The organism is Candidatus Neomarinimicrobiota bacterium (assembly GCA_021157965.1).
Lineage (GTDB): Bacteria > Fidelibacterota > Fidelibacteria > Fidelibacterales > Fidelibacteraceae > Fidelibacter.
On the sequence record JAGGVO010000038.1, the window covers coordinates 1 to 10,832 of the forward strand.

The 10,832-nt window shown below is 40.8% G+C and carries 10 protein-coding genes; 9 read left to right on the top strand and 1 reads right to left on the bottom strand.

Annotation, left to right across the window (positions count from 1 at the left end; all coding sequences use genetic code 11):
- Positions 1–130 precede the first annotated feature (130 nt).
- The 9 genes from rfbC to J7K63_04930 all read left to right on the top strand — a co-directional run bounded on the left by rfbC (position 131) and on the right by J7K63_04930 (position 10,423).
- The gene (gene rfbC / locus J7K63_04890) at positions 131–682 is read left to right on the top strand and encodes a dTDP-4-dehydrorhamnose 3,5-epimerase (GenBank protein MCD6234355.1); all 552 of its coding nucleotides are present in this window, start codon (positions 131–133) and stop codon (positions 680–682) included.
- Positions 669–1,688, top strand: a complete 1,020-nt coding sequence (rfbB, locus tag J7K63_04895) for a dTDP-glucose 4,6-dehydratase (GenBank protein ID MCD6234356.1) — start codon at positions 669–671, stop codon at positions 1,686–1,688. Before rfbC ends, rfbB begins: the two co-directional genes overlap by 14 nt.
- 77 nt (positions 1,689–1,765) lie before the next feature.
- Complete coding sequence (locus tag J7K63_04900) at positions 1,766–3,094, top strand: nucleotide sugar dehydrogenase (protein ID MCD6234357.1); 1,329 nt, start codon at positions 1,766–1,768, stop codon at positions 3,092–3,094.
- Positions 3,091–4,296 (top strand): polysaccharide biosynthesis/export family protein, encoded by a 1,206-nt coding sequence (locus tag J7K63_04905; protein MCD6234358.1) that lies wholly within the window; start codon positions 3,091–3,093, stop codon positions 4,294–4,296. Before J7K63_04900 ends, J7K63_04905 begins: the two co-directional genes overlap by 4 nt.
- 10 nt (positions 4,297–4,306) lie before the next feature.
- Complete coding sequence (locus J7K63_04910; GenBank protein ID MCD6234359.1) at positions 4,307–5,401, top strand: hypothetical protein; 1,095 nt, start codon at positions 4,307–4,309, stop codon at positions 5,399–5,401.
- Positions 5,401–6,861 carry an oligosaccharide flippase family protein gene (locus tag J7K63_04915; GenBank protein ID MCD6234360.1) on the top strand — a complete coding sequence of 487 codons (1,461 nt, stop codon included), beginning with the start codon at positions 5,401–5,403 and terminating at the stop codon, positions 6,859–6,861. Before J7K63_04910 ends, J7K63_04915 begins: the two co-directional genes overlap by 1 nt.
- The gene (locus tag J7K63_04920) at positions 6,821–8,134 is read left to right on the top strand and encodes an O-antigen ligase family protein (protein ID MCD6234361.1); all 1,314 of its coding nucleotides are present in this window, start codon (positions 6,821–6,823) and stop codon (positions 8,132–8,134) included. Before J7K63_04915 ends, J7K63_04920 begins: the two co-directional genes overlap by 41 nt.
- A 17-nt stretch (positions 8,135–8,151) precedes the next feature.
- Entirely contained in the window at positions 8,152–9,276 is a 1,125-nt protein-coding gene (locus J7K63_04925; GenBank protein ID MCD6234362.1) for a glycosyltransferase family 4 protein, read from the top strand.
- The gene (locus tag J7K63_04930; GenBank protein ID MCD6234363.1) at positions 9,251–10,423 is read left to right on the top strand and encodes a hypothetical protein; all 1,173 of its coding nucleotides are present in this window, start codon (positions 9,251–9,253) and stop codon (positions 10,421–10,423) included. Before J7K63_04925 ends, J7K63_04930 begins: the two co-directional genes overlap by 26 nt.
- Here J7K63_04930 and J7K63_04935 read toward each other — a convergent pair.
- Positions 10,420–10,832 (bottom strand): hypothetical protein (locus J7K63_04935; GenBank protein ID MCD6234364.1); only part of this gene is annotated, 413 nt, incomplete at its 5' end. The genes J7K63_04930 and J7K63_04935 overlap by 4 nt on opposite strands.

The window sequence follows — 10,832 nt, forward strand, 5'->3', positions numbered from 1 at the left end:
AGATTAAAAAATTGTTGAAAACTCCTGTCTTTCTCGATACCCGGAACGTTTATGATCCGGCAGACATGCGGGAGAGGGGTTTTATTTACAGCTCTGTGGGCCGGGCCCATATTCGATAAGGAATTGTGGTATGCCTTTTTCTTTTGAAAAAACAGAACTTCCCGGTGTTGTTGTATGCAAACCCCGTATCTTTGCAGATGACCGGGGTTATTTTTTCGAATCCTGGAACCGGCGGGATTTTGCCGAGGCAGGTATCCATCAAACCTTCGTTCAGGATAACCAGTCTGCTTCCGTGAAAGATACAATCCGGGGACTCCATTACCAGGCCAAACCGTTTCAGCAGGCAAAACTGGTGCGGGTCCTCTTCGGTGCAATCCTGGATTGTGCTGTGGATCTCAGGCCCTATTCACCCACATTCAAACAGCATCTGCTTTATGAATTGACAGATGAAAAAGGGATATCTCTCTTTATCCCGGAAGGGTTTGCCCATGGTTTCCGTGTTTTGAGCAACCGGGCTGTGGTGCTGTACAAAGCCTCTTCCTTTTATGCCCCCGAATACGATCGGGGCATCGCCTGGAATGATCCGGATCTGGATATCGACTGGGGTATCGATTCCCCTATTCTTTCGGAAAAAGATCAAAGACAACCGCAACTGAGGAATATTAGTGATGCAGAACTCTAAACTTTTAGTTACCGGCGGATCGGGATTTATCGGCAGCAATTTTATCCGCATGCTCCTTACGGAAAAGGAAGGATATGATGTTTACAATCTGGATAAACTCACCTATGCCGGTAATCCGGAAAATCTTCAGGATCTGGAAAACGATCCCAGGTATCATTTCATCCATGGGGATATCAGCGATGAGACCTATATTAACAAGCTTTTTGAAGATGAAAAATTTGACGGTGTAATTAATTTTGCAGCCGAATCCCATGTAGACCGTTCCATCATGAGTGCCGCACCTTTTGTGGTAACCAATGTTTTGGGTACGCAAATTCTCCTGGATGCTGCCCGGTCGACAGGGGTAAAGCGTTTTTTGCAGGTATCCACCGATGAGGTATATGGGTCTCTGGGTAAGGAAGGCTATTTTACGGAAAAATCTCCTTTAAAACCCAATTCACCCTATTCCGCCAGCAAAACCGCTGCGGATCTGCTGGTCCGCGCCGCCTGGAAAACCCATCAGTACCCGACACTCATTACCCGCTGTTCCAACAACTATGGCCCCTACCAATTCCCGGAAAAACTCATTCCCCTGATGATTGCCAATGCCCTGGAAAACAAACCCCTGCCGATATACGGAGATGGGAAAAACATCCGGGACTGGCTTCATGTCAGGGATCATTGTGAGGCGCTGCTTTGTGTGTATGAAAATGGCAAACCGGGAGAAATCTATAATATCGGCGGAAATAACGAATGGCAGAATATCGATATCGTCCGGGAAATCCTTGGGATACTGGGAAAACCCGAATCGCTTATCACCTTTGTGAAAGACCGGCCCGGACACGACCGGCGTTATGCCATCGATGCCTCAAAAATTAAAAATGAACTGGGCTGGACACCCTCTTATACCTTTGAAAAGGGACTTGAAGAAACTGTACATTGGTACGTAAATTTCAGAAATTGGTGGGAACGGGTCCGCAGTGGCGAGTATCTGAACTACTATGAGAAACAGTACAGCAACCGGTAAATCCGGAGAGAACAGGAAAATCCAACTCATTCAACGTTTCAATGAGAACCATTGATCTGTAGGAAGCAGGGACAAACATGACATTCTATGAGAAATTACTTACGAAGAACGTAGCCTTTGGAGTGATCGGGCTTGGATATGTGGGACTTCCCCTCGCAGTGGAAGCGGCCAAAGCAGGGTTTAAAATCACGGGGATTGAAATTGACCCTGAAAAAGTAAAGAAAGTCAATCAGGGACAGAATTATATCGGAGATGTATCCGATGCCGAGTTGAAACAAGTGGTAACAGACGGTTATTTGACGGCAACAACCGATTTTTCCGTGATAAAAAAGCTGGATTATGTGAGTATTTGTGTCCCCACGCCCCTGAACAAACTCCGGGATCCTGACATGTCGTTCATTTCGTCTGCCATGCAGGAAATCACCCGGTATTTACACAAGGATCTGGTGATCATCCTGGAATCCACCACTTATCCCGGCACAACCCGGGAATACATGCTGCCTTATCTGGAAAATACGGGACTTACCGTGGGGAAGGACTTTTTCCTGGCCTTTTCACCGGAACGTGTGGATCCGGGGAACCCGGTTTATCATACCAAAAACACCCCGAAAGTCATAGGCGGAATCACAAAAGAGTGCACTAAACACGCCATGGCAGTATATGAACAGATTTTTGATCAGATGGTGCCTGTAGCCAGCGCGGAAACGGCGGAAATGGCCAAGCTTCTGGAAAACACTTTCCGTATGATCAATATCGGAATGGTGAATGAACTGGCCATCATCTGCGACCGCCTGGGAGTGGATGTATGGGAAGTGATCGAAGCAGCCGGAACAAAACCTTTCGGGTTTATGAAATTTTTTCCGGGACCGGGACTGGGCGGACACTGTATTCCTATAGATCCTCACTATCTGAGCTGGAAAATGCGGACTCTCAATTACAAAACCCGTTTTATCGAACTGGCGGCGGAGGTGAATACCAGCATGCCGGAATATGTGATTGAATCGGTTATTGAAGGACTCAATTATCATAAAAAAGCCATTAACGGATCAAAAATACTCCTTCTGGGAATGGCGTATAAAAAGGATATTGACGATCTGCGGGAATCTCCGGCCATAGACATCTACAACATTTTGGTGGATAAGGGGGCTGAGGTTATGTATCACGATCCTCATTGTCCCGTTTTTAAATTGGACGGGGCGGGTTATGTGGAATCGGTACCTCTGACGACGGATCTCCTGGCGGAAATGGATTGCGTGGTCATTACTACCGATCATACAACCGTAGATTATCAAACGGTTGTGGATCATGCCAGACTGGTCATCGATACCCGAAATGCCACCAAGGGTCTGAAAAACACCGCGGAAAAAGTCCTGAGGTTGGGGTATAAAGGAGGATTAAGCGCTTGAAATTCATCAATTTGAAAATTCTGGCAGTGATCGTGGTTTTTACCGTTGGCCTCATGGCTCAGCAGAGAATGCAGCCATTGGGGGGACAAAGTAAGGCTCAGGAAGAGACCGCTGATGAGAAAAACGGTTTACCTGAATATGAAGGCATGTCATTATTGAATACAAACATTGGATGGGAAGGACCTGTCTCTGAAAACTATATTGTCGGGCCGGGTGATGTATTCAGTGTTTCTATTCTATCCATGGAACAAGCTTTTTATCAGGTTCCCGTAGGTCCTGACGGAAGTATCCATCTGCCTGGTACAGGAAAGGCAGATGTAAAAAATATGACCTTAAATCAAGCTGTATCTTATATACAATCGTTAATAAAACGTCAATATCCCAAAGCTAAAATATCAGTAAGTTTATCCCAGATAAAACGACTGAATATTCCCATATCAGGTGCACTGGAAGCACCCGGTGTGGTTACTGTTTTTGCAAATACAAGGTTATCAGACATTTTAATGAGACACAGAATTAAACCCATTGCCAGACTATATGCCGTGCAAATTCATCATAATAATGGCCGGGTTGACACTGTAAATGTCATTAAAAATCGATTAAGCGGCAGTATAGATGACAATCCGATGCTATTAATGGGTGACCGCATTTATATTCCTTATGGAGAAATTGATAAAGATGTTGTTCATGTGACAGGTGAAAAGGAATTTCAGTCATTAATTGCCGTGGAACCGGGAACGACCCTTGAGACATTTATTCAAGGATATATAACGTATTCATCCAACATTAATATATCCGGAATCACCGTTATCCGGAATGGAGAAAGGTTTGATTTTAAGCCGGATGAATATAGTTCTTATCGTATAAAGGGTGGTGATATTTTATCTTTGTACCGAAATGAACCGGTCAGTGTTGTGGGATTTGTTCATATACCGGGTTCGTATCCCTATTATCCGAATTTTACTGTAAATGATTATATATCACTTGCAGGGGGGATTTCGCGAGAAGGATCAATGAAAAGCATCAAGATTTTAAGATCGGATGGTACAAGTGACAGTGATCTGAGCTCTCATCTCAATCCGGGTGATGTAATAGAAGTAAAACGATCATTTAGTGATTTTCTTGTGGGTGATATCAACGTTTTAAGTGTTATTACCACAACAGCTTCTCTTATTTTAACGTGGATTGCGGCGACCAAATAAGGAAAGAAATATGAATATTATCGAGATTTGGAATACCCTTTGGCAAAAAAGGAAAATTCTCATTATAAATTTTGTTATTTTGGCTATTCTGTCCATCACCATCAGTTTAATTCTACCGGTTTGGTATAAGGCAACGGTTGTGGTTTTGCCACCCAAGTCCGAATCGTCTTTGCCGGGAATTGGTGTATTGGGAGATCTGGCTTTGGGAGGCATTTTGACACCGGGAAATGAAAACCAAAACCGTTTTCTGGCTATTTTGAACAGTCGCAGACTGCTGACGGATGTGATTCAAAAATATGATTTGAAGAATGTTTATGAAAAAGAATTAATGGTGGAAACCATCAAAGAGTTAAAAGGGAATATGGATGTTGAGATCGGGGAAGAGCTTCAGATCAATATTTCCGTTTTAGATAAAGATCCGGAACGGGTGGCTGATATGGCAAATTATATTGTCAAGCGGATGGATGATATTAATATTGAGCTTTCCACCGAAAGGGCCCGTGAAAACCGGATTTTTATGGAAGAACGGCTCTGTTTTATGCTGGATTCCTTAAATACTCTTGAAAACAATCTTAAGCGGTTTATGGAGGAAAACGGAATCATCAGTTTCGAAGATCAAATTGCTGTGGGAGTGAGTACTGCTGGTGAAATAAAACTGATGTTAATGCAGCAGGAATCGGAATTAAACGTGGCTTCTAAAATGATGGCCCCCGATAATCCCCGGGTTATTCAGCTTCAAATGGAATTACAGGAACTGGAAAGACATTATGATAATTTCTTCTCGGAAAAAGGGATTGAAAAACTGATTCCCAATTTGTCCAATGCCCATGAATTAGGCATAGAACTGGAAAAATATAAACGTCAAATTGAATATTTAACCAAAGTCCTTACCTTTCTGGGGCCCCAGGTTGAGCAATACCGGGCAGAAGAACTCAAGGAAATCCCCTCCATAGAAATTCTGGATCATGCCGTGGTTCCGGAAAAGAAATCAAAGCCCAAACGGAGTATTATCGTTATTGTTTCCACCTTTTTGGGTACGGCACTTGCAGCCTTTTATATCCTGGCATCAGAAAAAATTAAACATATGAATACATTAACATCCTGATGATCCGTTCAATTTTTGCCGAAGCGGGAAAATATCTACCGACAAAAGTCCTGCCGGCATTGGTGGGACTTCTTGTTATCCCGATCTTTACACGGATTTTTGCTCCGGAGATTTATGGTCAGTACGGTTTGGCTGTTTCAATTATTTCATTCGGGAGTATTTTTACTTCGGGCTGGTTATCCAATGCCAATATGCGCTTCTGGGTGGAATGTAAAACAGATAATGCCCGCCGTGTCCACCTGTCTACACTGATTATCAGTACACTTGTCTTTTCTCTCACAGTCAGCCTTCTCATGTACGGAATCATGGCACATCTTTCAATTTTGAGTTCATCATTTCTCAAGGCTGCTGTGGTTATGCTTTTTTTTACGCCCTTCATTCAGGTCATTTTATCCTACTATCGTATTCAGAATAAACCCTTCCGGTATACATTCATTGACCAGCTTTTTAACAGCGGAAAACTGCTTCTCGGGTTAGTGACCGTACTCATCATTTTCCCCTCGCTGGGACTCAATTCCGTTTTTTGGTCCGGAAGTTTTATTGCTTTGATTCTTCTGCTTTTCTTTGTCTTGTCCCCGGATATCCGTTCCGGTCTGAAGGTTTCAGATTTTTCCATGTCGCTGCTCAGACACTTTTTTTCCTATGGCTTTCCGTTGGTCCTGGTCCTGGTTTCAAAGTGGATTTTAACGCTGTCTGCCCGTTTTATTATCCCGGTTCTCAGGCCGGAAGCTCCTTATGAACTTGGATGGCTCACCGTTTCACAAAATATTGTGGATCGCACCCTTACGCTTTTATTCCAGGCGTTGATGATGGCTGTTTTACCAAATATTTTTTCAGCATGGGAAAACACTGATAAAATGATGGTCCGGGAAATAATTACAAAACTGATTGGGTGGTTTTTTATCCTTTTCTTTCCTCTGGCCGTGGGGATGTCTCTGCTTTCTGAGCCGGTGATGTCTTTAATGGCCGGCGATGAATATTTGGGGGGTGCCGTGATCATTCCTTATCTTGCCTTAGGGGCTTTTTTAGCAAATTTGGTGCACTATTTCACTCTTCCCTGCTCACTGCACAAAAAAACACTGATCATGACCCGAATAACAATTGTTTCAGCAGTGGTGAATCTCCTCCTGTATCTTGTATTCATCCCCTGGATGGGATTCGTTGGGGTAGGAGTCGCACTGATATCTACTTATATATTTATGATTATCTATTCGTTGTATTCCGTAAGAAATTTTGAGCTTATAAAATTACCCTGGAAAATGATTGTTCAAACATTGATTGCTTCATGTGTTATGGCTTTAGCTGTCATCTTTGTAAAATCCTTATCCTCCAATTTTTGGATAATCATTGCAGGCTCTATTTTAGGTGGTGGAATTGTGTATATTTTGATGCTGCGACTTATGGGAGTTTGGTCTATTGATGCCATCAAACACATTGGAAAATCAAACATCTCTTCTTAAATCAAGGATGATATGGTTTCTTGTTATCATTGATTTATATGCCATAGCTACGGCATGCCTGCCGGATGTTTATCCGCTTGCGTCGGTTATAGGACTGATCAGTCTTTTTCTGCTTTATTTTATTCCTGAATTGGGCCCCGCTTTATTTTTAGGTGGCGGTTTTTTATTTGCCTTTTTTCTGGGAGCAAATCCTGCCATTACTGTTTTAATCCTTTTTATCACTCTGCTGGGAGCCATTCTTTATTTTCTCCGCAGAGAAGAGGATTACAAGGGTATGCAAAATGATTATTCAGTTTACTTTCTGATTCTTTTTACGGCTGTGATTGTTGCCGGGTTCTTTTACACGACAAATAAAGTGTATGCCACTTCAAAAGTCTACCGTTATGTTGTTTACAATATTGTCGCCTTTCTTATCCCAGTCTTGTATTTCAAAGATATGCTTAAAATCCGCCGGATACTGGATATTATCTGGTATTTCAATGCCTTGCTCATTTTAATTAGTCTCTATGTGATTTTTCTGGGCGGTGCTGATCTGTCCGTGCGATTTGACCTGATGGGACGCGTGAATCCTATCTGGATTGCCAGGGCACTGGGGATGGGTATTCTCATCAGCATCGACTGGTTTTACCGATATAAAAGCCGGTGGATTCACTTCCTTCTGTTACTGTATATTGGTTTCAGTGTATGGATCATCATTCTGTCCGGTTCCCGGGGACCCATGTTAGGGACCCTGGCGGGGATTATGATTTATATCATGTATATCAGGGAACGGACTTTCTGGAAGCGGTTTGGCTATATTTTGGGAGCCCTTGTCCTTCTCGGAATGATTGTTTTGGTCCTGCCCAAAGATATGTTGTTTAATAAATTCGGCTCAATACGTGCAAGTTTATCGATTATTCAAAGGTTTACTTTATGGGAAGAAGCGATCAATCAGATGATGCATCATCCCCTAATTGGAAAGGGAACAGGTGGATATCAAATTTTCAGTGCTTATTTTGGAAAATATCCCCATAATATTTTTCTGGAAGCCGGCGCGGAACAGGGAATTCCGGCTATGATAGTATTAACGATATTTTTGTTAAGACCCTTATCTTTAATTCCTCAACTTCTAAAATCCCATGAACGTCAATTTGCAGTTTTACTATTTTCTTTCTGGGTAAACTTTATGATAAATGCTCAATTTAGCGGAGATATCACTAGCAATTATCAAATATGGTTTTATACCGGATCCCTGATAATTATGAATCAGTCGATAAGAAAGGAATCCTATTGAAGATATTAATGTGTCTTATGAACGAATTTACTCACGATCTGAGGGTTCTTAAAGAAGCAAAGAGTCTTGTAAAAAGTGGACATGAAGTTCATGTTCTGGCATTAAAAGATGAAAAAACACCTATTTTTGAAATGATAGAAGGAATACATGTTCAAAGAGTGTATGTGAGAAGCAGAAATAAACTTCCCAAAGGAAACTTCTTTTTTTTAATAAAATATATTGAGTATGTAATTCGATCAATTTCTCAGGGAATAAAAATTAAGCCAGATGCTGTTCATTGTCATGATTTGAATACACTCTTAATTGGAATGAGGATCAGAAGAAAGATTAAAATCCCAGTGATATACGATTCACATGAATTATATTTAGATCGAAATTATCCGTTTCTTATTCATTGGTTTTGGAAAAATATCGAAAAATACTATATAAAACGTGTTGATAAAGTATTTGTGGAAAATCCGTCCAGGGGAAAGATTCTTGAGGAACGTTATAGCATAACCGGAACGGTTCCCTTGAGGAACTGCCAGTATTTGCAAGTAGAACAAAAAAACGACCGATTACGCCGTGAATTAAAGCTAGAGAAGTATGAAAAAATTGTTTTATATCAAGGTGTAATAACAAAAGCCCGTGGAATGGATCAATTGCTGGATATGATCCAGTTGCTGCCGGAAAATATTCATCTGGTTATTATCGGTGATGGCATTTATATCCCTGAAATGAAAAAAAGAATTGAAAAAGAACACATTAAACGTGTTCATCTTCTCGGGTTGGTTCCGTTAAAAGAATTACCTTCTTATACGGCTTCAGCAGACATTGGCATATCTCTGATTCAGAATATAAATAACAATCACTATTATGCCTTGTCTAATAAAATTTTTGAATATATGTCAGCCGGTTTGCCCGTTGTATTCAGTGATTTTCCCGAAATGCACCGGGTTATAACAGAGGAAAAGGTGGGATTCGTTATTGATGAAACGTCACCCGCTGAAGCTGCGTATGCTGTAAAAAAAATCCTCTTTGATGAAAAGCTATATCAGGAAATGAGCAGAAATTCCCTCAATGCTGTCCGAAATACCTATAATTGGGAAAAAGAAGTTAAAGTACTCACAGAATATTATGATTCAATATCAGCAAGAAATTGAAAGTGCAATTCAGGCCCTAGAGCAGTGGTTCATTCAGAATCCATTTTATGGATATGATCCATTTGACATCAAAGGAAAATCTTGTATTATACCTTATCAAAAACATGCACTGACTCGTAAACCATTAAATCTGATTTTTGAACTTTTTCCCTCTTCTGTCAGAGTTGCAGGCAGAGTACAAAAGCAGATTAATTCCAAAGGTATCGCCCTGCTTGCACTGGCTAATCAATATCGGTTTTTATCTACAGGTCTTGATAAATATCTCAATACAGCAGAAGATTACTTACAATGGCTTACAAAACACAGGGTAACAAAATACGGGGGAATTGGATGGGGGTATCCCTTCGACTGGCAAAGTAATGTACTGATTCCTGAAGGAACACCTTCTTCTGTTGTTACGGCTTTTTGCGGTGAAGCCTTTCTATTATACCGCTCCATAACAAAAAAAGAAGACTATGATATTATTTTAAAAGAGATAAGTATATTTCTGTCTGAGGGTTTAAATCAGGTTAAAACAGAGAAAGGCATTTGTTTCAGTTATACTCCTGTCGATACATTCACGGTTCATAATGCAAATTTGTTTTCAGCTTGGTTCCTTGTTGAAACAGGATTTCTATTCCGAAGAAAAGAATGGATTAATATTGGGAAAAAAGCTGTTGAATATACACTGTCAGATCAAAATAAAGATGGTTCTTTTTCGTATTCAGGTCCTCCTATGAAAAATGATATAATTGATGCTTTTCATACCGGTTATGTCTTGCGCTTATTGAAACGGATATCACATCATTTTCCGGAGGAAAAAGTAATTAATGATGTTATTTCCAAGGGTATGGATTATTATATTCATTCAATGTTTACCCAAAAAAACTTTCCCAAAGACAGAAATGTGAAAAAATATCCTGTAAATATTCACACGTTAAATGAATGGATCATGATATTTATAGAATTTCCGGAATATAGAGATAAGTTAAATATAAAAATACAAGAAGTATTACATCTTCTGCTTCGAAAAATGCAGTACCGTCCCGGACTTTTTGCTTATAAAGCTTATCCTTTGTTTATAATTAAGATACCTTTTTTTCGATGGAATCAAGCCTGGACTTTTTTTGCATTATCACGATTAAACCATATGTTGAAAGATATTTAATAAGTAAAATAATCCCTCCAGGTACCCATATCATATCGCACCAGATTAATCCGCCAGGTTTTTCCCGCTTTTAGGGTATCACCTCCACAGCGGTAACAAATAAACAGGTTTAGTGTATCATCCTCCAGATACGGGAAAGGACAGGCTGAATTGTCTGTCAGAATTGCTCCGGCTGGTTGGTAGGGACCGGTGACATTTTCTGCATAATAGGCATAGGTATTCCAGTTCGATTTGTGGCCTTCCGTTAAAAGCCAGTACAGGCCGGTTTTTTCATCCACAAACGCTCCCGGAGCCTTGGCAAAAAAACTGATATTATCCGTTTGCATAAGAATAACCGGTTCAGCTCTTTTAAATTCTCTCGGATGAGAGGCTTTTCGGATTCTGATTTCTTCTGTTTGACGGTCTTCAT

Bases quoted from the DNA above. Each gene is read 5' to 3' on its own strand.
- J7K63_04900 (MCD6234357.1), top strand. From the start codon at position 1,766: ATGACATTCTATGAGAAATTACTTACGAAGAACGTAGCCTTTGGAGTG.
- J7K63_04920 (MCD6234361.1), top strand. From the start codon at position 6,821: ATGCCATCAAACACATTGGAAAATCAAACATCTCTTCTTAAATCAAGG.
- J7K63_04915 (MCD6234360.1), top strand. From the start codon at position 5,401: ATGATCCGTTCAATTTTTGCCGAAGCGGGAAAATATCTACCGACAAAA.
- rfbC (MCD6234355.1), top strand. From the start codon at position 131: ATGCCTTTTTCTTTTGAAAAAACAGAACTTCCCGGTGTTGTTGTATGC.
- rfbB (MCD6234356.1), top strand. From the start codon at position 669: ATGCAGAACTCTAAACTTTTAGTTACCGGCGGATCGGGATTTATCGGC.
- J7K63_04910 (MCD6234359.1), top strand. From the start codon at position 4,307: ATGAATATTATCGAGATTTGGAATACCCTTTGGCAAAAAAGGAAAATT.
- J7K63_04925 (MCD6234362.1), top strand. From the start codon at position 8,152: ATGAACGAATTTACTCACGATCTGAGGGTTCTTAAAGAAGCAAAGAGT.
- J7K63_04930 (MCD6234363.1), top strand. From the start codon at position 9,251: ATGATTCAATATCAGCAAGAAATTGAAAGTGCAATTCAGGCCCTAGAG.